This is a genomic window from Rheinheimera texasensis DSM 17496, from assembly GCF_000711985.1.
In the GTDB taxonomy this organism is placed as follows: domain Bacteria; phylum Pseudomonadota; class Gammaproteobacteria; order Enterobacterales; family Alteromonadaceae; genus Pararheinheimera; species Pararheinheimera texasensis.
This window is the reverse complement of record NZ_JONU01000014.1, coordinates 74,335-95,293: the sequence shown is the minus strand read 5'-3', so window position 1 is coordinate 95,293 and position 20,959 is coordinate 74,335. Positions and strand designations below refer to the sequence as shown.

Genomic DNA, 20,959 nt, shown 5'->3' with positions numbered 1-20,959 from the left:
TCAGGTTTTGAAGTTATTGACCAGTGCATTCAGCTCCACCGCCAGCCGCGACAATTCGTGTGCCGAGGCGCTGGTCTGATTGGCGCCGGCCGCCGTCTGCGCCGCCAGGTCGCTGATGTTGACGATATTTCGGTCGATTTCGCGCGCCACTTTCGCCTGTTCTTCGGCGGCACTGGCGATCACCAGGTTGTTGTCACTGATGCTGCCAATCTGGCTATTGATGGTTTCCAGCGCTTTGCCGGCGGCTTCTGCCACAGATAATGCCTGGCTGGCTTTTTCGCCGCTTTGTTGCATCGCCTGCACGGCGGTGCCGGTGCCTTCGCGGATTTTTTTGATCATCTCTTCGATTTCACGGGTCGACAACTGCGTACGGGCCGCGAGCGCCCGCACTTCGTCCGCGACCACAGCAAAACCACGGCCGGCATCACCAGCCCGCGCCGCTTCAATCGCTGCGTTCAGCGCCAGCAGGTTGGTTTGTTCGGCAATAGCGCGGATCACGTCAAGCACTTTACCGATATCCTGCGCCTGCAGCGCCAACTCCTGTACCACTTTGGCACTTTGCGCCACATCTTCATTCATATGAATAATGGCATTGACAGTCTGCTGCACCTGCGTTTTACCAAATTCGGTATTGCGGGCAGATTCGGTCGAGCTTTCTGAAGCCCGCAACGCGGTTTCCGCGACTTCATCCACCGCCGAGCTCATTTCGGTAATGGCGGTCGCCGCCTGCTGAATTTCATCATTTTGCTGTTGCAGACCGCGGGAATTGTCCTCAGTCACTGAGTTCAGTTCTTCCGCCGCCGACGCCAGCTGATTCGAAGAATTGGCAATGTGGGCCAAAGTGTCACGCAGATTTTTCTGCATCCGGGCTAACGCCTGCATCAGTTGCGCTGGTTCGTCGGTGCCGGAACTGTCAATTTGCGACGTCAGGTCATTGTCGGCGATGCGGCCCGCCAGCTGCACCGCACTTTGTAATGGTGTAGTGATGCTGTTGGTTAAAATCACCGCTATCGCCAGCGCAGACAAAATAGACACAGTGATCAGCACCCAACTGCTGATTTGACTGGCGCTGTAAGCATCGGCGGAATCTAGCGAGCGTTTTTTAAGATAGGCATTATTCAGATCGCTGAGTTTTAACAAAGATGCCGTCATTTGATCGGCAAAACTGCTCATCACTGTATTTTGCAGCTCGATGGCTTCCGGTTTTTTGCCCGCGTCTATCAGATCCATGACTTCTTGCTGCCGGGTCATATAACCCAGCACTGCGGCAGTGAATTTATCGAATTCTTCCTTTTCTCCGGGAATTGAAATCAGTTTTACATACTGATCTTTGTGTGCCACCAGTTCATCACGCAATGCCATGATTCTGCTTTTAATCTGCGCCTGATCCTCGGCGCTGTCCGCAATGAAAAGTCTTAAGGTGAAAATCCGCAGCCGGCTGGCGGTCAAGTTAATATCAGCCAACGTTTCAACACTTGGTACCGCATTGGTTTCCATTTCGACGGTCACATCACGTAAACCTGCCATTGTGCTTAACGACATCAAGCCCTGCGTCAACACCAATGCGCCTAAAATTAAGAAACCGGCCAACAACCGATTCCTGATCCCCATAGCCCGAATTGCCATAACTATCCTCATGTAGACTCAGATGATTTTTTTCAGTGTAGAGCAGTCCGCATAAATAGAAAAATCAGAATCGAATCACAGGTTTGTTGCAAGCAGCGAAAAAGTGCGGTTTTGCACTGCACCATTTCGCCCCTGTGCTTTCGCCTGATACAACGCCGTATCCGCTGCGGCCAGCCACTGTGCCGTCGTCTGACCAAAGCCAGGCACCTGACAAAGCCAGCCGATACTGACGGTATAATGACTTTGCTGCTGTTCCAACATCACCTTTTGAGCAGCTAAATCATTGATAAACCGCTGTAACATCTGCTCCATTTCTGGAGCTGCCACGCCAACACTGACCAGAACAAACTCTTCGCCGCCAAAGCGGACCAACACATCGGTGGGCCGTTGGAAATGTTGTTGCAGCATACGGGCAAACTGGCGCAGGCACTCATCGCCAAACAAATGCCCGTGCACGTCATTTAGTTGTTTGAAGTGGTCCAGGTCCATCAGGGCTAACGTCAGCGGAAGTTGTTCGCGTTGACACAATGACAGACAGGCCGGCAGTTTTTCATCGAGAAATTTGCGGTTATATAAACCGGTCAGACTGTCGCGCTGACTTTGCTGCGCCAGCCGCACATTAGCCTGCAATAACTGTCGGTTCAGCCGCCGCACTTTCAGATAAGCCCAGGTCAGCACTGCCAGAATCAGCACCGCGCCGAGGATGACCAGCACCAGCAACTGATAATCCGGTTCGGTCTCCATCCGCACCGACAACCATTGATTATTGATCTGCTGCTGCAGCGCAGGGTCTATACGCTCAATTAGTAACTGACTAATTTCATTTAATACAGGTTCGTCGTTCCGGCTGGCGATACTGAGTTCGCTGTCGCCGGGCAAGCGACCGGCAATTTTCAGATTGGTGATTTTATATTGCTGCAGCAGATAACCCAGGCTGCCCATATTGCCAAACATGCCGGCCAGCTGACCGCTTTGTACCATCAGCAGGCCTTCTTCGTAACTTTGTACTTCAACAAATTTCAGTGTCGGGTGCAGTTGGCGGTACAGCTCGGCAAAGCCAAAACCACGACGAATACCATAAAGCGCATCGCCAAGTTCGGCGACACTTTTGACCCGCCGGTGCTCAGTTTTGGTGACGATGACACTGGGGATCACCAGATAAGGCCGGGTGAAATTTAAGTATTTTTTCCGGCTCGGGGTTTCCATTGCCAGCAATAACAGGTCACAGCGCCGCTGTTCAACTGCAGCAATAGAATCCGGCCAGCTTGTCGTTGGCAGCAGCTCCAGCGGCACCGGCAACTGGCTCTGGAAAAAGCGGACATAGTCGGCCGACATGCCACTGTGGCGGCCTTGGGCATCAATGCTTTCAAACGGTGGCCAGCTGGGGTCTATGCAATACCGCAGCTTCTGTTTTGTCTGCAGGTAATGACGCTGCGCATCAGTCAGGGCCATCGGCTCTGCCTGTGCCAGGCTTTGCAGGATCAGCAGGAGTAAACAACACCAGCGACTCATCACAGCCCCCGCAATTGAAAAACAAAGGCACCACAGGTTTTGCAGCGGCACCACGCTGTAAGTGGTGGTCATGCTGCGACCTGATTTACTGATACATATCAATTCAACCTTAGCTGAAAGGAACTACATTAGAAATAACCGATGGGAGATTTGTCATGACCGAAGCACAAACCCTGCGCCTGTTAAAAATTATCATGCTGTGCGGCATCAGCCTGCTGATCTTCGGCCACTATCTGTGGTCAGGCTTAAAACTGCATGAAACGATGGGCGTGAACGGCATTATCCTAATTGGTTTGTGTTGTGCTTTGGGGCTGATTTTGTCGCTGCCGACCAAAATCTATCTGACCTTGCTGTTGATGAAACGCGAAGCTGAACGCAAAGCCAGCGCAGAGCAACAAAAGCCACACAACTGACCGCACTCAGCCGGCCGGCTTTAATTCCTGTTGCCGCAACGTCCAGGCAGCGGCAGCGATAAACAAAGCGCCGGTCCATAAAATCCAGCTGGCACCCAGTAATGCAATCACACCACCGGCCAGCGCAATAATGACGTTGCCACAGCACATCAATAACGTCAGCAATCCCATCACCCGGCCAAGGCCAAGCTCACCATATTGCTCGGTGCAATACACCTGAAACCAGGCGCTGAACATCGCGTTTGGCACGCCGCACAGCACCAGCCAGACCCAGGCCAGCTGACCACTGGTAAATGGCAACAGCAATAACATCAGTGCGACGCCGACAGCCGCAAATTTAGCACTGCGCAGCGCGGGCCAGCGAGTGCCAAGCCGCGCCATGCCGACCGCGCTGACGGTGGTCATCACCGCACATAACACCGCCGTGATCAGACCAATCTGCAGCCCACTGAATTGCTGCTGCTCAACCAGCCACAGCGGGTAATATTCGTAAAAGGCATTCAGGCCAATGGTGTACAGCAACTGCGCCATGACCACCAGCCGCAACAGCGGCAGCCGGACTAAATTCAGCGAGTTATGCTCGCGCAATTGCCGCCAGAACGGCTGCGGTTGTGGCAACGGTAAGTCGGGCGGCAACAGGAAATATAACAATAACAAACAAGGCAACATCGCCAGCGCTGCAATCAAAAACGGCACATGATGGCCCAAATGCATAGTCAGACCGCCCAGCAGCGGCCCGACCAGCCAGGCGGCGTACAACGCACTGTTCATCCAGCTAATGGCCTTGGTGCGCTCAATCTGCGGATGTAAATCAGCGGCAATAGCGCGGCAGATACTGACCGAACCTTCGCATAAACCGGTCAGAAATCGAAATAATACAAAACCCGGATACCATTGCACCGACAACGCCCAGGCGGACCCCAAATAGCCCGCCACAGCTAAAGCCAATGAAAACGCCAGCACCCGGCGCCGGCCATAATGATCCGACAAAGCACCCAGCGTCGCACTACCAAACAACATACCGAGTGGATTGGCCGCCAGCGCAATGCCCAGCAAAATCTGCGGCGCGATGCCCAGCCAGTGGTTGAAGTCATTTTGTGCCGTCGCCGCAAACAACGGTGCCAGGATAGGATAGGGTAAAGCGATGCCGGCGACTGAGATGAGCGCAATCAGGCAGATGACCCATAACACGGCCTGTGGATGGGCATAACGAACGGCGGCAGGGGATGCAGACATAACAGCTCCGGAATAGGGCTATCATGCTAAAACGCCCGCAGGTCTGGTGCAAGCCTGACATCTTCCGGTGCGACCAACACAGGCCACACCGGGTTTAATCTCTTACTGTATGAGATTAAGCGGCGCGATACGGCATTGGGCCCAGATAGTCTTTTTTACCAACATCGACGCCGTTGTGACGCAAAATGGCGTAAGCAGTGGTGATGTGGAAATAAAAATTCGGCAGCATGTGCTGGATTAAAAACTCTTCCCCAGTCAGGGTTTTGCCTTCCCAGCGTGGCTGCGTGATCACCTGCGTGGCGGCGTTGGCAAAATCTGCGGCGTTAAATGTCGCCAGATAAGCCTGAGTATCGCGAATGCGCTGCTGTAACTGCTCCAGCGTGGTCTCATCGTCGGCGTGTTTGGGTGCCTGATCCACAGTACCGGTTAAGCGGGCAACACCTAGTTTGGCGGTATCACAGGCGATTTGCACCTGGCGAATCAGCGCAAACTGGTCAGGCGCCAGCCGGCTGTTCAACAGCACGGGTACATCGAATTTTTTACTGTCGGCATAAGCGGCGGCTTTTTGCAAAATAGCGCTGAGGTTATCCAGCATTTTGTGAAATTGTGGCACTGTCAGTTGGTAAATCATACGTTGCTCCGATTGAGGCCCGATGCCTGTCGCACAGACATGGGCGCGCACTGCGACAATTTCAAGCCGGGCTGATGGCATCCATGCTTGCAGCGCTCCGCAGCGCAGGGTAATTTGTGCTTTCTGCTTTGCCCAAACTAAGTTTTTGAGGACACCAATGGATGCGATCTGGTCAGCTTTGGCGATTGCCAGTGCTTTAGCGGTCGGGGCCGTGAGCCCGGGCCCGAGTTTTATCGTGGTGGCACGGAATGCCATCGCGCTGTCGCGCCGGCACGGCCTCGCAACCGCCTGCGGTATGGGGCTTGGCGCCGGTACTTTTGCGGTGCTGGCGCTGCTCGGCGTGCATGCGGTCCTCACCGCAGTACCGATGGCATTCTGGGCATTAAAAGTTGCAGGGGGGTTGTATCTGCTGTATCTGGGCTATCTGATTTTCCGCGGCGCCAAAGCGCCGTTGCAGGTCCAGACCGACACGCCGGTCGCGATGATTAGCCTCAAACGTGCTTTTTTAGGCGGTTTGTTCACCCAGCTCAGTAATCCGAAAACGGCCATTGTGTTCGCCAGCGTGTTTTCAGCTTTGTTACCAGCCACTATCCCGCTGTGGTTTTATGCGGTCTTACCGCTGCTGGCCATGATCATTGATGGCGGCTGGTACATTTTGGTGGCTTATGTACTGTCGGCCGAAGCGCCGCGCCAGGCTTACCTGAAATTTAAAGCCGGCATCGACCGCACTGCGGGCACCGTGATGGGTTTACTGGGCCTGAAGCTGGTGCTGAGTATGCCTTAGTTACATCAAGCCAAATCGTCGTGATAAAAAAACAGCGCCGAAGCGCTGTTTTTTTATTTGCTGCATCACTGAGATTATAAATGCGTCTGCAAAAATTTCAGATAAGCTTGCTGGGCACTGATGCGGTTGGCTTTTTTGACGAAACCATGGCCTTCGTCCGGGAACAGCACGTACTCAACTGGCACGCCGTTTTTCTTAATCGCTGCGACCATTTCATCACTTTCCACCTGAAGCACCCGCGGGTCGTTGGCGCCCTGCACCACCAATACCGGCTTTTTCACTTTGTCACCGTGAAATACCGGCGAAATGCGGCGTAAGCGTTCGCCATCTTTGGCCGGATCGCCAAGCTCGGCATACAAAGATTCACGGAATGATTCCCACCACGGCGGAATGCTTTCCAGCGTGCGTACCCAGTTAGTCACACCAAAAATATTGATGCCGACTTTAAACTCATCGGTAAACGCCATCGCCGCCATCGTCAGATAACCGCCATAACTGCCGCCCATCACACCAATACGATCGTCGGCAATCCAGTCCAGCGACTGCAGGTATTTTTTGCCGTAGACGATATCCTGTAAGTCGTGTTCGCCATGTTTTAAATCATCAAGGTGGAAAAAGGTTTTGCCATAACCGCTACTACCACGGTTATTCACCGCCAGCACCGCATACCCCTGATTAACCAGATGTTGAATAGAAGCGCTGTAGCCGGTACGCGACTGACCACCAGGCCCACCGTGGATCCAAATCAGCGCCGGTACCTGGGCAGTAGTGCTGGCTTGTTTCGGTTTGTACAGCAGCGCCGGAATTTGCAGGCCATCAAAGCTTGGGAAACGCACCACAGAACTGACCACCAGCACAGATTCATCAATAGCTTTATCCAACGCCTGAGTTAAGCGTTCAGCTTTAGGACTGCCAACAGCCCAGACATACAGATTCGACGGGCTGTTATCGGCGTTTAAGTAAAAACTCAGGGTTTTACCATCATCAGAAAACTCAACACTACGTAAATCGCCGGCTGGTAATGCCGGCAGCGTCAGTGGCTGACCGCTTTGCTGGTCAACGATGGTCACTTTGGTGGCGGCATCGGCGTTGACGCCTTCGACGCGGAATTTATTGTCTTTGCTAAAGCCGATATACATGATGTCCCAGTCGGCTTTACTGAACAGTGTGGCTTTGCCGGATGCGATATCAAAGGCCATCGCCTGACTGAATTCGGACTGCTCGTCGGTGCCAAAAATCAGCGTTTTGCTGTCGCGGCTGAAGCTGTACACCTGATGCGTGATATTGCCCTGATGTGGTGTCACCAAAGTTTCCGTTGGTTTATCTGCAGAGATATCAATTAAATGCACGTTATTGTCGGCATTGGTGCGCGTTTTTATTGCGGCGAGGTAGCGGCCATCCGGGCTGATGCCGGCCACGTCATAACCGGCATCGTTTTGGTAAACCAGACTGCGCTGATAGGTTTTGCCGTCGTATTTATACAAATCAAAGAATTTGGCGTCGCGCTCATTGGTCAGCACATAAAAACTGCCATCGGCGGCCCAGTCGACAAACATGGCTTTGAGTTTGTCGCCCGGCGTCAGGTCCTTCACTGTGCCGTCAATTTCGCGCACATACAGATGGTCCAACTCGTTGCCGCCTTGATCAGCGCTGTACAGCACCCGGTCGTCCTGTGGAAACCAGCTGACGGGCATCATGGCATCCGTAGTGGATTGGGTCAGCGCTTGCCAGTTTTTGCCATCCATACTGACTTTGTACAGGTTAAACACACCGGTTTCATCCGAAGCGACCAGCATGGCGTCGCCGGCGGCATTGATGTCGTTGCCGATGTAAGATTTGGTGGCATAAAACTGTTCAGGGGTGTACTGACTGAGCTGAGGGGCTGGCGCAGCTGCTGCCGGCGCGGCAGCACTGGCCGGAGCATCCGGCGCTTTACCGCACGCCAGCAATAAAGCCGCGCTTAACGCCAGCAGCGGATAAGTGATCGTTTTCATTAAATTCCCTTATTGAAGTGTTCAGCACAAAAAGACTGCGGCACGCACTGCCGACAAAGCCAAACTAGAGCAAAAAAACAACAGACACAATGCTGACAACCAATATTTACCAAAAGCAAAAACCGCCCGAAGGCGGTTTTATCAGTAGGTGCTTTGATTGTTAGAATTTAAAGCTGGCGGTCAGACCAAAGCCGCGGTTGCTGGCTTTCAATTCTTCATCTTCGATATCCGGACGCACCAGATATTCCAGTGCCACATCAAGCTTGTCGTTGACGGCATATTGAAAACCGACGCCATAAGCCAGACCATTTTCGCTGCTGTCGACATTTTCTGCTTTACCATCCACCACTGCATCGGCATTAAATTTGGTGTAGTCGTAACCGGCCAGACCGTACACTGCCACATCGTCGGCCAGCGGGTAGCTGGCTTTGGCAAACAGAGCGTAACTGCGGTCGATGCCAACAGTCAGACTATCGCCTTGCTCACCAACTTTGTCATCGTTGGCTCCCACCGCAATACGGCCTTCCAGTGCAAAGTTCTGATGGAATTGGTAACCGCCTAACACGCTGAAACTACTCAGATTCCAGTTTACTTCGACCGGACCAGCGTCTAATTCGATGGTTGGGCGATGTAATGCAAGACCCGCATAAGCGCCGGTGTCGGCGGCCTGAGCTGCGGCTGTCAGTAATAAAGAGGCGAGTACGATTGGTTTGAACATGGTAATTCCCTTCATGATCTGTTTATTTTCGTGGCCGCCGCATGCGGCCCGTAGCGAAAACTACCAAAATAAATATAAACAGAAAATGAATGAATTAAATTTATATGTATATTTGTGTGTATTTTGTTTCATTTTGCAACAATTTTTGCTGCTTTTCGCTGCAGTTGCCACCATAAAAACGGCGTACTCAGCAAAATTATCAGCAGGGCATACCACAACAAAGCGCCCAACGTTGCCATCAACCCCAAGCACAGCAAGGCGCTGATGGCGGCAGTCGGCCGGAAACGTGCCGGCAGTAATTTCAGGGCCGCCAGCATCGACATCAGATAAATCACCGCAAAGACACCATTAACCCACCCAATCAGCGCTTCAAGCTGCTGACTAAACGGCGACGAGCCCAAAATGACCAGCGCCATCAGGCCGATGATCAGATACAGCGCCCGCTCTGGCACCTGATGCCGGTTCAGCGGCTGAAACCAGGCCGGTAACACACCTTGTTGACTGAAACTCCAGCTCAGCCGCGCCACGCTGGCGGTGTAGACATTGACCGTCGCCAGGCCGCTGCAAAGACCGAGGATGCCAATCACCCATTGGCCATAGCCGCCGCAAAGCCGGTCAAAGGCCTGCGCCATCGTCAGCGATTCACCGGGACCGGCCAATGCCCACAGCAACGCACTGCAGCCAAGATAAATCAGCCCGACGACTAATAGCCCAATCAGCAATGCCGGCACCATATCCCGCGCCGGATCACGGAAATCCTGCGCCAGATGTGTCATCGCCTCGACCCCCAGAAAGCTCCAGAACCCTAGTGCCAGCGCAGCGCTGATGCCGCTCCAGGCCGGCAGGGTCAACCCAGTAGCCGGCAGCGGCGCACCGCGCCAGAAAAACAGTCCAATCAGCAGCACCACCACCGCGACTATGGCTAAAGTCAGGCCCAGCTGCAGCCGGGCCGATAGCTGAAAACCAACCCGGTTGAGCAGAAATAGCATCAGCAAAAAACCTAGTTGCCCCGCCAGCTGATACTGCGCGCCAAACCAGGGCTCGATAAAAGACCAGGTCATTAGCAAAGCCGCAGAACCACCGACCGGCACCACCAGCAAAAACAGCAGCCCCATCACCCTCCCGGCCACGGCGCCAAAAGCTTCGCCAACAAAATGTGCTGGTCCGGCTGCGTTGGGAATCGCGCCGGCCAAAGCGCCAAAAATCACCGTGATAGGTACCGCCAGCAATGTCAGCAGCAGCCAGACACCAATCGCCGCACCACCGGCCTGTTCCAGTGACACCTGCGGCAGAATAAACACACCGGTACCCAATAGCGTGGTGGCCAGCAATGCTGCGCCCTGATAACGACCAATCTGGCCTGTTGCTTTCATTTGACGCTTCCGTTCAAATAGCTGAATAACACATTCTACCTTAGTCAGTGCCGCCAATTTGCCTGCTTTCACCGGCAAAATGGCGGTGCCGCCGGCATTTTCACCGGAGACACCAGACGTGGATAAATTTGACCAGCAAATCCTGCAACAATTGAGACAAAACGCCCGGCAAAGCATTTCGGATATCGCTGCAGCCGTGCATCTGTCACGCAGTGCTGTGACTGAACGGATACGTAAACTCGAACAACAAAAAGTGATTCTGGGTTATCAGGTGGTGCTGCAATCCGCCACAGAAGCTAAAGTCCGGGCTTATTTTGAACTGCAGCACAAAGCAGCGCGTTGTCAGGAACTCATTCCCTTTCTACGCAGTTTTGCTGAGCTGAAATCTTGTCACGGCATTAGCGGTGAAGTTGATTTGATGTTGTTTGTTGAAGCCGACAGCATGGCGCGAATACATCAAATCCGCGAACAGATTGACGCCCATCCGGATATTGTCCGCATTAAAACTCATATGGTGATGAGCCAGTGGTTTACACCACAAAGCGCTGAACTGGCTCAAGCTCCGGTAGAAGCCAGCACCTGAGCCAGCGTCTTCATCGACAAAAAAGGCCCGCAAGCGGGCCCTTTCAATCGAATCTGCCTTATTTGGCCATTTGCATCGTCGACTGCAGCAAAATGCCCTGCGGCACTGCTTTCATCTGCATGCCAACCTGCATATTGGTTTGCATCAGCTGCGCCAGTTCAGCCGGAACCGGTTCTCCGGTACTTTCCAGTGTGCCTTTCAGCACGCTGAAAAACTGCTGATAGTCCAGGCTAAAGGCCAGCAAGCCTGATTTATTCAGCTGCTCTGCACTGAGTGCTTTGGCTTGTTGTTGCGCTTTATCACCACTGAAAATCATCAGATGATGTTCAGATGCCATCAGGCTTGGTTTGATACCGAGCATCGCCAGTTGTGGAATTTTGTCCGCCAGCGGTAAAGTTTCGCCAGGTGCCGGCAGTTCGACAGTCGCCAGCGCCGGTTGCAGTGCTTTGACACTGTCAAACAGCTGCTTCACATTACTGGCGCTTAATACAAACAGCGCATCAGCAGTCTTTGGCACTTGCTGTACTGCATCAAATTCGAGCTGATTAACCTGCAGCGACACGCCCTGCACGCCGGCCGCCATGCCGGCCATCATTAGCATCGGCATTGGGTTGTTTTGTTTCAGTGCAGTTTGCCATTCAACTAATGGTGCACACTGATATTGGGTCGTGGTCAGATTGTCCCAGAGTTTGCCGACCGCAGCTGACAGCTGGCCAACATCCAGACCTAACCCCAAAGACAACATGGCAGAAGGGCCTTTCAGCTCAGCAAAACCAGCCGGAATAAAACCCTGCAGCTGCTGTAATGCTTCCACAGTTTTGCTGTTTTCGGTTGGGATTAACATTTTGCTGTGCACTTTGGTGGCGCCAGTGCCAATCTCGAAACGATTAGAGGCAAATAAACCCGGCCAGCTGGTCGCAATTGCTGCAACATCGGTCTGACAGCTGGCTTCACGCCATGGTGCTAATGCCACACCTAATTCAGTGCCAAACAACAGCTCGACATCTTTTGCCAGTCGGTTGCCGTCTTTGCTGGTCAGCACTTTGCTGAGTTCGAGACTGCTGACATAACCAACAGAGCCTTGATCTAATTCGTATTTTTTGCTGACCTGTTGCAGGTAACCATTGTTTTGCAGATTCTGTTCCGGCTTTTGCGTACCGAGCGCAATGGCTAAATGCGACGGGTCCAGCTTGTCTGAAGTTAAAGTCAGTGTGGCCCAGCCGTCTTTGACACTAACTAGTAAATCAAGCGCCAGTTCTTCATGGCTTAACTTATATTGCCGGTACTTTTGCTCAACCAGCGTTTGCGGGCTATGACTTAAACCACTTTGTTGCTCAATCGCATCAAACATAGTCCAAAAGGCTTTTTCGTCACCCAGCTCTACTTTTAATACCGGCGCTAAACCGACCATGTACAGCAGGCTGCGCATCTGCGCTTTGATGCCGGTTTTGCTGCTGATCTCAGCCGGCGTAGCCAGTGCGGACAAATATTGTTTCCCCAAAGCCAGCACGAATTTTTCACTGCTACTTTGTGCGGCCTGCAGCTCTTCATCAAACTGCGCCAGTGCAGCCGCGTTGTAATACTGCGGCCCCATGCCGATGCTGCTTAAATAACTTGGCAAATCAACCGGTTCTAACTGTGCGGAAAACACCGCCGTATCTGCCGGTACATACTCCAGCGCGCCCAGCTGGCCGGCACTCTGATTGGCGCCAAACTTGTACCAGGCAAATACCCCAGCTGCAATCAGCGTTGCAGCGATCAGACTTTTCCGCATTCCTTACTCCTTGGTTACAGACCGGAAATTGCGCCGGTCACGCTTCAGATATAGTTAACGCCGGCTGACCGTGATGGTCTGACCGGTCATCGCCAAAGCCACAGCTTCAGCTACTTTAATGCCATCAATACCGGCAGACAGGATACCGCCAGCATACCCTGCGCCTTCACCGGCTGGGAATAACCCCTTGGTATTCAGACTCTGATAATCGGCGCCCCGTTTGATGCAGATAGGGGACGAAGTACGGGTTTCTACACCGGTCAGCAGGCCATCAGCACGGGCAAAACCTTTGATTTGTCTATCAAAAGCCGGAATAGCTTCGCGAATGGCGGCAATCACATAATCTGGCAGCACCTGCGACAAATCGGTCAATTTGACGCCTGGGGTATAACTTGGCTGCACATCGCCAAGCTCAGTCGATGGCACGCCAGCAAGGAAATCACCGACCCGCTGCGCCGGCGCATCGTAATTGCTGCCGCCAAGCACATAGGCCTGCGCTTCCAGTTTGCGCTGCAGCTCAATGCCAGCCAGCGGATGGCCCGGATAATCGCGTTCCGGATCTATGCCGACCACAATAGCACTGTTGGCATTGCGTTCATTGCGTGAATATTGACTCATGCCATTGGTGACGACCCGGCCTTCTTCTGAGGCTGCAGCCACCACAGTGCCACCCGGGCACATACAGAAACTGTAAACAGTGCGGTTGTTACTACCATGGTGCACCAGCTTGTAATCGGCGGCGCCCAATAACGGATGACCAGCGCTGGCGCCATAACGACATTCGTCGATCATTGACTGGCGGTGCTCAATGCGAAAGCCCACCGAAAACGGCTTGGCTTCGATATACACACCCCGCTTGTACAGCATCTCAAAAGTGTCACGCGCACTATGACCGACCGCCAGCACCACATAACGGCTATGCAGTTCAGTGCCATCATTCAGCCGCACACCCATCAGCTGCTCACCGTCGCGCAGAATATCGTCGACACGGGTACTGAAGCGGATCTCACCGCCTAATTCGATGATCCGTGCACGCATTTTTTCCACCATGGTCACCAGCTTAAAGGTGCCGATGTGGGGTTTGCTGACATACATGATTTCTTCCGGCGCACCGGCTTTAACAAATTCAGTCAGTACTTTACGGCCATAATGTTTCGGATCTTTGACCTGACTATAGAGTTTGCCGTCAGAGAAAGTGCCGGCACCTCCTTCGCCAAACTGTACGTTGGATTCGGTATTCAGCGGCTTTTTGCGCCAGAAACCAAAGGTATCTTTGGTGCGCTCCCGCACTTCTTTGCCGCGTTCCAGAATAATGGGTTTAAAGCCCATTTCCGCCAGCAATAAGCCTGCGAACAGGCCACAAGGGCCCAGACCAATCACCAGCGGGCGCTCGGTCAGTTGCTCCGGCGCTTTGGCGACAAACTTATAACTGGTATCCGGTGCCGGCCGGATTTGGTCATCTTTACTAAATGCAGTTAATACCCGGGCATTGTGATCTGTCTCTATGTCCAGCGTGTAAATCAGCTGAATATCGGATTTTTTCCGCGCATCAACACCGCGTTTAAACACGGTAAATTCAATGAGTTGTTCTGGTTTTAATTTCAACCGGGCGCAGATAGCGGCGGGTAAGTCGGCGTCGCTGTGATTGAGCGGTAATTTTAATTCGTTGATGCGGATCATCGGGGGTTCCTGTTGGTGTCATGGCGAAAGCGCGATGGCGCTGGCTCACAAAGCAGAAATAAAACCGTTATTTTACGTGAAACCGGCACTTTTGTCCGGTTTTATCCAGCCGTGGCCAGTCTTGTAATTTCGGCCTGCTGCATTACAATTCGCCGGAATTTCCCGGCCTTCATTTCAGGAATCGCTGTCATGGCTTTTGTAGTGACCGACAACTGCATCAAATGCAAATACACAGATTGTGTCGCTGTCTGCCCGGCCGACGCCTTTTTCGAAGGCCCCAATTTCCTGGTGATCAGCCCAACCGCCTGTATCGATTGCGGTTTGTGTGAGCCGGAATGCCCGGCCCAGGCGATTTACCAACAGGATGCTTTACCACCAGGACAAGAGGCTTTTCTCGAACTCAATGCCGAACTCAGCGAGATCTGGCCCAATATCACTGAAGTACAGCCGGCGCCGGACGATGCCGACGCCTGGAATGGGGTTGCGGACAAACTGAAGTATCTGCAAACCTGAATATTCAGCACTGTCAGGCCTGTTTCGCTGTCACCGCAAACAATTGCTGCTCCAGCGTCTGGCCTTTGGTCAACTGGCGATAACGCCAGCCAAACTGACGCAGTGCCATCAACAAAGTTAAATCAAAATCCGGCGCCAGCTCCGCATCAAACTGCAGCACATATTCATGTTTCTGACTGTCACTAACGGCAATCACGCCCGGCAGCGCGCGCAGTTGTGGCAGTAAATCGGTGTAAGCGCCAGGTTCGAGCGTCAGGGTGACATATCCTTGCGTCGCGGCACTTTGCACCGCACTTTGTTGCACCAGTTTGCCGTGCTCCAGATACAACACGGTGCCGCACAGCCGTTCCAGCTCAAAAATGTTATGTGAACTGATGATAAAACTGGCTTCACCGGACAAAGTCGCAATCAGCTGACGCACTTGCAAGGCATTGACCGGATCCAGACCTGCGGTCGGTTCATCCAGCATCACCAGCTCCGGGCTGCCCATCAAAGCCTGGGCGATGGCGACTCTTTTACGCATACCATGGCTCAGTGCAGTGGCTTTTAAATCCGCGCTGCCGGCCAAATCGACCAGGCTCAGCACCCGGCGGCTTTCCGCCAGCGCTTTGGCTTTGCTCATGCCCTGTAACTGGCCGAAAAAACTCAGTTGGGTCAGTAGCGAAAAATTCGGGTCCAGCATCGCGTCCTGCGGTAAAGCGCTGACCCGGCCAAACAAAGCACTACTGCCGGGTTTATGGCCTAACACTGTTAATTCGCCACTGCTGGCCGGCAAATAACCACATAACAAACTGAACAAGGTGGTTTTACCGGCGCCGTTGGGGCCGATGAGCGCGATAGGTTCACCAGACGGAAGGCTGAAAGTCAGATCCTGCAATACCGCTTTTTGGCCAAAAGATTTGCTTAAATTCCGTGCCTCAATCAGATAACTCATAATGCTTTCTCCTGCATCACGATACGGCCAATCAACAGCAGCACCGCAGTTTGTAATAACGGCAAGCCACAGTGTTTCAGTGTTTCCCAGCCTTGTGCACCTAGTAACATCGGTAATTGCGCGCCCGGCAGATACTCCAGTACCACCCGCAGATCCGGGAAGTGCCAGACCAGATAACCTAATGAACCGGTGACAACACCAATGCTAACAATCGCCAGGCTAATCGCCAGCCGGCTGGAACGCACCAGTGCCGAACACAACGCCATCAGCGCGGTAAATGGCAGCAACACAATCAACAGATTTAGCCAAATCACCAAAGTGGCATTGATAGCAGACAGCGGCAGTTCACCAACGCGCCAGACCGCCAGCCCCAGCGTTGCCAATAACGACAAACCAATCAGCAGCGCCTGCACCAAAATTTGACCGATAAAACGGCCGAAGAAAATACTGTCGCGACTGGAGCGTAAAGTGAGGAAACGTAAGGTACCGCGCGAGCGGTCAGAACAGGTTTGATCTGCGGTGGCAAACAACACCGCCAATGGCATAAAAAACACTGTCAGTGCCCAATATACAGACAGTTCCGGTAGCGACCAGTTTAGCAGGTTGTACATCCCGACCATGCCAAGCATGCCACTTAGCATCTGCTGAATTTCCGGCTCCTGCAGCTGCACGCTGGCCTGATAGATCGGGTAACGCAACAGGAAGTACCAAATCGTGGTGAAGGCCGCCAATGCAAACCAGCCGCGTGGGGTTAAAAATAAACGTTGTAATTCAAAGCGGCTGTAAAGCCAGGTCTGGCGACCAAATAAAGATAAAGCGGCTGACATTGGCACTTCCTTTTTTTGCAGTTCAGATAAGCTGTGCTGGCAAAGATAGTACCAATATATAACTAAATGAAATTTAACAAGTTTACACTTCGTAGTCGCAAGCAGATATGTTGAAACCGCTAAATGTTAGCCATTTTGACAAAAGTGTGTAGAGACAACTCAGATTGAATCGCTGTATTTCAGATGACGCTGACTCAGCCAATAACCGAACCAGGACAACAGCAGGCAAGGAACTATCGCCAACAAACGCTTTGGCAACCGGTGTTCCCGGTCAAGCAAAGTGAGCAGGCAAGGCGCATAAACGCCGTAGATTAAAAAAAACGTCAGGACCAGGCCCGACCAATCCATGGTCAACAATTCCATCAGGACACTCCATTCCACGAAGTGTCCATACCTTAACGTTCCAATCAGCATATTGCAACAATAAATTTACTAAATTCCCTGTAAAACCTGCATCACCACCACTGATCTTTGAGTTTTCCGTAATGGAAATAACCCCACTGCCCAACCCGGCGTAGCGGCGCCAGCGGGAATTTCGGCAGCGCCGACTGATACAGAGGTAAATCTGGCTGCGGCAAGCCCATGACTTTGTCTGCCAGCCGTTTGCCGGCCTGTACCGAAAACGACAGACCACTGCCGCAATAGCCCATGCTGTACACCACATCACCGTGCGCATCGGCCTGATATAAATGTGGAATATCGTCCAGCGCCATACAGATCCAGCCCGACCACTGATAGTCGTATTTCAGTGTGCGCAGCGCCGGGAAACTCAGTTTCAGCACCTCAAGCAAGCGCTGGGCATAATATGGATTTTCGGCGTCACTGCCGGTAATAGCACCGCGGCCTCCAAATAAAATGCGGTTGTCCGGCAGTTTGCGGTAGTAGTATTTCAGTGCCCGGGTATCCATCACCACCTGACTGGTCAGCAAGTTACAGGCGGCTAGCTGTTCAGCACTCAGTGGTTCGGTCACGATGATTTGTGACAACACCGGTAAAGTGCGCGCCTGCACACCGGGATGCAGCTGTTTGGGTGTATAACCGTTGGTCGCCAGAATGACTTTACGCGCCCGCACCTGAGCCTGAGGCGTTTGCAGCAATTGCATGCGGCCGTCGGTCTGCCATTGCAGCACCGGACTGGCGGTATGTACTTTAGCTCCCGCACCGCGCGCCAAACGCTGATAACCCCAGGCCAGTTTCAGCGGATTAACGCCAAAAGCATCAGCAAAGCGCAAAGCGCCAAAACTCTGCTCGTCAGCGACATAGCGCTGATGCACATCGCTGCGGCTTAACAACTCAACTTCAGCGCCAAAGGTTTTTTCCAGTAAGCGGGCCTGCGCCTCCAGAGTCGGCACCATCGAGGCTTTATGCGCCATCCGTAAATAACCCGGTTCCTGCTGGTCACAATCAATACCAAGGCTAATCAGCTGCCGGACCCGATCTAAACCAGACTGAAACTCATGGTAGACACCGCGCATCACGGCTTCGCCCCATTGTTTTTGCATCTGGGCATAAGGTTTACGGCCGCTTGATTTCAGTACAAAACCAGCATTGCGGCCACTGCAGCCCCAAGCGGTCTGATTCGCTTCCAGCACCAGCGCTTTGACGCCATGTTCCGTCGCCAGATGATAAGCCGCGGATAAACCGGTATAACCGGCGCCGACAATAGCAACATCGACATCAAGACCCTGCGTCAAGACCCCATCATCCGCCGGCGCAGCGCCAGAATGTGCCGCCCAATAGCTGTCCGGATATGGTTCCCCCTGGCCCGGGGAGCGGTCGTGAAGCGGATCGTACATAACAACACCCTGATTACTGCAATTCAGAGCGCATCATGGCAAGATAAAGCATAATTTCCAAGCCATCCGGATGTGTTATGTCAGAGGCTCAGCGCAGTATCAGCGCCATCGACTATCAACCATTATCACCGGCACACTTTGCCGCCGTCATTGCGCTGGGTAATCAGGTGCATGGCGACGGTTATCTCAGCGCTGAACTTATCAATACGTATTATCAGCAAGGCCAGAAAGATGGCCATAACGCCGGCGTCGTCGCGCTGGACAACAAAGGTTTGGCTGGTTTCCGGCTGGCCTTTGCGCCGGGTCAATGGCAACCGGATCAATGGTGCAGCCCTGAGTTATGGGGCGTGCCATTGGCGCAGGTTGGTTATTTTAAATGCAATACAGTGCGGCCAGATTTACAGGGCAGCGGCATTGGCGGCGCGTTACTGAAATTGTCGATGCAGGCATTTGTCGCACAAGGCGCTGTCGCCGGTGTGGCGCATCTGTGGGTGCAAAGCCCGGGCAATGCGGCGGTGCGCTATTTCAGCAAACATGGTGGCCAGCTGGTGAAAATTCATCCGGATAAATGGCGGCAAGACAGTCTGAACGGCTACGAATGTGTGCGCTGTGGCTTCGATTGTCATTGCGATGCCGCCGAGATGATTTTACGTCTGGCGCCCACAACAGCGGGCTGAAAAAACAGTTTCCTCTGTTTGCCGGGATGACAAACAGCAAACAGAGGAAACTGCGGGAGAGCCGGAAGCTGAATCAGGCGCAACAACTGCACTGCTCAGTGGCCAAGATCTATATCAGCGATACAGACAACACATCACACCGTTTCACGTGGAACCCGCCTAAGTCGAACAACAACGACTGAAACACAATAAATGTAAGCGGTTACATGAATCTTAAATATGACAGAGCGCTCGCTTCAGTGCAAGCGCTTACATTGGATATTTCTACAGCGGATTTTTGCGGCTAACCCGCCAGCGCTGTGAGTACTTCTGGTGCAGCTGCTGTGACCGGACTACTAGTTTGGCAATAAGTCTGTGGATTGAGCCGGCATTGCAGATACTGCAGAATGACTTTCACCCCGGCTTTCATATGGACCCGATGCGGATACACCAGATGCACCGGCAGCGGCTCCGGCATATATTCAGTCAGAATGGGTACTAACCGGCCAGCATCAATTTCATCGGCCACCTGATAACGGGTGACATACATCAGACCAACCCCGGCCAGCACCGCCGGTTTTAATGCTCTGTTGCTGTTGGCATGTAAGGGGCCCTGCGTTAACACTTCCAGCGGCTGGCCCTGGTCTGAAAAGCGCCAGTATCTTTCCTGTGGACTGTTATCAGTACTGAGACAGCTATGCGCCGTTAAATCGCGTGGATGTTGCGGGATTCCCGCCTGTGCCAGATAAGATGGCGCGCCGACCAGCACGATCGGCAATTTGGTCAGTGGCCGGGCGATCAGGCTGGAGTTTGCCAATTTGCCAAAGCGGATCGCTACGTCGACTTCTTCACCGACCAAATCAACCAGCCGGTCGGTTAAATCCAGCTCAACCCGTAACTTGGGGTAGCGCTGCAGCAATTCGGGCAATAAAGGCGCGATAATTTTGCTGCCGTAAGTCACCGCCACGCTGATGCGGATGGTGCCAGCCGGTTCGTCACGCATTTCGTCCAGATGATGTTCTGCCTGATCGGCCTGACGCACCACTTGCTGGCAGTAGGCAAAAAATGCCTGACCTTCCGCCGTCAAACGGATTTGTCGGGTAGTGCGCTGCAACAGCCGCACCGACAAATGCTGCTCCAGCCGGCTGATGGCTTTACTGACCGCGCCTTTGGACATTTGCAGTGCCAGCGCCGCCTGAGTAAAACTGCCGGTTTCGGCCACCCGGGCAAAAATCGCCATATCACTTAAACGCTGTAGTAATGACATCAGAACCTCCAACCAGAACATTTCAGCTAGGGCGTGTTGACGTTTGGTGTTTGTTTTTGCAGCAGTTTGGCAGCTTTTTATGCAAGGCAGTGCGAGAGCCGTGTAGTTATTCTACACAAACGAGCACTAACGCCGCAGAAAGAGCTGCCAAACGCTGTCCTGCGGGTTCGTTTGGTGGCGCTTTGGGCTTTGTCACTCGTTGCTCACATAGAATCACTATGCCACGCGCCTCGTTTCGCGCCCAAAACGCCACCAATTCGAACAAAACTTAACAGCCAAACGTCAACACGCCCTAGTGTATCAAAAGCAAAATAGCCTGATTGTTTCTTGTTGGAAACAATCTGTCCTGAAATAACCGGCTAATCAGCGCGGAATGTCCTGCGTATCATTTGCACAGAATCAGCACAGAATTTGTGCAACGGAGGGAAGACTATGTTTCTGCAGATTTTATACGCGGTGGTCAAAGGTTTATTGGAGATGGACGGTTATCAGGTCACAGCGACAAAAGCTGCCCCGATTGACGAAGGACAGCTATGTTGCCCCACCGACAAAAAGCCGGACTAAACAGCTGCCGCTGGCCTTGCCAAAGTCATGATGCCCCAACAAAAAGATGAATAAAATTTCATCTTTTTGTGCTTTTAA

At 52.9% G+C, this 20,959-nt stretch carries 20 protein-coding genes; 6 read left to right on the top strand and 14 right to left on the bottom strand.

From position 1 onward, the window contains the following. Window positions 1-1,611, bottom strand: a complete 1,611-nt coding sequence (locus tag Q399_RS0109250) for a methyl-accepting chemotaxis protein (protein WP_281172228.1) — start codon at window positions 1,609-1,611, stop codon at window positions 1-3. Between the two features lie 90 nt (window positions 1,612-1,701). Then, window positions 1,702-3,210 carry a diguanylate cyclase gene (locus Q399_RS0109245; protein WP_031568058.1) on the bottom strand — a complete coding sequence of 503 codons (1,509 nt, stop codon included), beginning with the start codon at window positions 3,208-3,210 and terminating at the stop codon, window positions 1,702-1,704. An 83-nt stretch (window positions 3,211-3,293) separates the two neighbouring features. Here Q399_RS0109245 and Q399_RS0109240 point away from each other — a divergent pair, with 83 nt between their 5' ends. Continuing rightward, a complete protein-coding gene (locus Q399_RS0109240; protein WP_031568057.1) occupies window positions 3,294-3,551 on the top strand; it encodes a hypothetical protein in 258 nt (85 codons plus the stop codon). Between the two features lie 6 nt (window positions 3,552-3,557). Here the strand turns inward: Q399_RS0109240 and Q399_RS0109235 are convergent, their stop codons facing one another. Together Q399_RS0109235 and Q399_RS0109230 are read right to left on the bottom strand one after the other, a co-directional pair. Then, the gene (locus tag Q399_RS0109235; protein ID WP_031568056.1) at window positions 3,558-4,787 is read right to left on the bottom strand and encodes an MFS transporter; all 1,230 of its coding nucleotides are present in this window, start codon (window positions 4,785-4,787) and stop codon (window positions 3,558-3,560) included. Between the two features lie 115 nt (window positions 4,788-4,902). After that, the gene (locus Q399_RS0109230; RefSeq protein WP_031568055.1) at window positions 4,903-5,418 is read right to left on the bottom strand and encodes a DUF1993 domain-containing protein; all 516 of its coding nucleotides are present in this window, start codon (window positions 5,416-5,418) and stop codon (window positions 4,903-4,905) included. Between the two features lie 157 nt (window positions 5,419-5,575). Here Q399_RS0109230 and Q399_RS0109225 point away from each other — a divergent pair, with 157 nt between their 5' ends. Further along, entirely contained in the window at window positions 5,576-6,202 is a 627-nt protein-coding gene (locus tag Q399_RS0109225; RefSeq protein ID WP_031568054.1) for a LysE family translocator, read from the top strand. 74 nt (window positions 6,203-6,276) lie between these two features. Here Q399_RS0109225 and Q399_RS0109220 read toward each other — a convergent pair whose 3' ends face one another. From Q399_RS0109220 to yjeH, 3 genes are all read right to left on the bottom strand, one after another. After that, window positions 6,277-8,196, bottom strand: coding sequence for a S9 family peptidase (locus tag Q399_RS0109220; protein ID WP_031568053.1), 1,920 nt, complete (start codon window positions 8,194-8,196; stop codon window positions 6,277-6,279). A gap of 160 nt (window positions 8,197-8,356) precedes the next feature. After that, window positions 8,357-8,914, bottom strand: a complete 558-nt coding sequence (locus tag Q399_RS0109215) for a porin family protein (RefSeq protein ID WP_031568052.1) — start codon at window positions 8,912-8,914, stop codon at window positions 8,357-8,359. A gap of 128 nt (window positions 8,915-9,042) precedes the next feature. After that, window positions 9,043-10,287, bottom strand: coding sequence for an L-methionine/branched-chain amino acid transporter (gene yjeH, locus Q399_RS0109210; protein WP_031568051.1), 1,245 nt, complete (start codon window positions 10,285-10,287; stop codon window positions 9,043-9,045). A 118-nt stretch (window positions 10,288-10,405) separates the two neighbouring features. Between yjeH and Q399_RS0109205 the strand changes: the two genes are divergently transcribed. Continuing rightward, window positions 10,406-10,870, top strand: a complete 465-nt coding sequence (locus Q399_RS0109205; protein WP_051685872.1) for an Lrp/AsnC family transcriptional regulator — start codon at window positions 10,406-10,408, stop codon at window positions 10,868-10,870. A gap of 58 nt (window positions 10,871-10,928) precedes the next feature. Here Q399_RS0109205 and Q399_RS0109200 read toward each other — a convergent pair whose 3' ends face one another. After that, window positions 10,929-12,644: a hypothetical protein gene (locus Q399_RS0109200; RefSeq protein ID WP_031568049.1), complete on the bottom strand. Its 1,716-nt coding sequence runs from the start codon at window positions 12,642-12,644 to the stop codon at window positions 10,929-10,931. Window positions 12,645-12,698: 54 nt separating this feature from the next. Next, window positions 12,699-14,324: an NAD(P)/FAD-dependent oxidoreductase gene (locus tag Q399_RS0109195; RefSeq protein WP_031568048.1), complete on the bottom strand. Its 1,626-nt coding sequence runs from the start codon at window positions 14,322-14,324 to the stop codon at window positions 12,699-12,701. Window positions 14,325-14,513: 189 nt separating this feature from the next. Here Q399_RS0109195 and fdxA point away from each other — a divergent pair, with 189 nt between their 5' ends. Then, window positions 14,514-14,837, top strand: coding sequence for a ferredoxin FdxA (fdxA, locus tag Q399_RS0109185; protein WP_031568047.1), 324 nt, complete (start codon window positions 14,514-14,516; stop codon window positions 14,835-14,837). A gap of 13 nt (window positions 14,838-14,850) precedes the next feature. Here fdxA and Q399_RS0109180 read toward each other — a convergent pair whose 3' ends face one another. The 4 genes from Q399_RS0109180 to Q399_RS0109165 form a co-directional block, all read right to left on the bottom strand. Further along, window positions 14,851-15,771: an ABC transporter ATP-binding protein gene (locus Q399_RS0109180; RefSeq protein ID WP_031568046.1), complete on the bottom strand. Its 921-nt coding sequence runs from the start codon at window positions 15,769-15,771 to the stop codon at window positions 14,851-14,853. Further along, window positions 15,768-16,598 carry an ABC transporter permease gene (locus Q399_RS0109175; RefSeq protein WP_031568044.1) on the bottom strand — a complete coding sequence of 277 codons (831 nt, stop codon included), beginning with the start codon at window positions 16,596-16,598 and terminating at the stop codon, window positions 15,768-15,770. The genes Q399_RS0109180 and Q399_RS0109175 overlap by 4 nt, the downstream gene beginning before the upstream one ends. A 159-nt stretch (window positions 16,599-16,757) precedes the next feature. Continuing rightward, window positions 16,758-16,961 (bottom strand): hypothetical protein, encoded by a 204-nt coding sequence (locus Q399_RS0109170; RefSeq protein WP_031568043.1) that lies wholly within the window; start codon window positions 16,959-16,961, stop codon window positions 16,758-16,760. Between the two features lie 92 nt (window positions 16,962-17,053). After that, a complete protein-coding gene (locus Q399_RS0109165) occupies window positions 17,054-18,394 on the bottom strand; it encodes an NAD(P)/FAD-dependent oxidoreductase (protein WP_031568042.1) in 1,341 nt (446 codons plus the stop codon). A gap of 77 nt (window positions 18,395-18,471) precedes the next feature. Here Q399_RS0109165 and Q399_RS0109160 point away from each other — a divergent pair, with 77 nt between their 5' ends. Next, a complete protein-coding gene (locus Q399_RS0109160; protein ID WP_031568041.1) occupies window positions 18,472-19,071 on the top strand; it encodes a GNAT family N-acetyltransferase in 600 nt (199 codons plus the stop codon). Between the two features lie 283 nt (window positions 19,072-19,354). Here the strand turns inward: Q399_RS0109160 and Q399_RS0109155 are convergent, their stop codons facing one another. Then, a complete protein-coding gene (locus Q399_RS0109155; protein WP_169739309.1) occupies window positions 19,355-20,317 on the bottom strand; it encodes a LysR family transcriptional regulator in 963 nt (320 codons plus the stop codon). Window positions 20,318-20,749: 432 nt separating this feature from the next. On the opposite strand from Q399_RS0109155, the gene Q399_RS22450 reads away from it, so the two are divergent. After that, window positions 20,750-20,881 carry a hypothetical protein gene (locus tag Q399_RS22450; protein WP_281172227.1) on the top strand — a complete coding sequence of 44 codons (132 nt, stop codon included), beginning with the start codon at window positions 20,750-20,752 and terminating at the stop codon, window positions 20,879-20,881. Window positions 20,882-20,959: the final 78 nt, after the last annotated feature.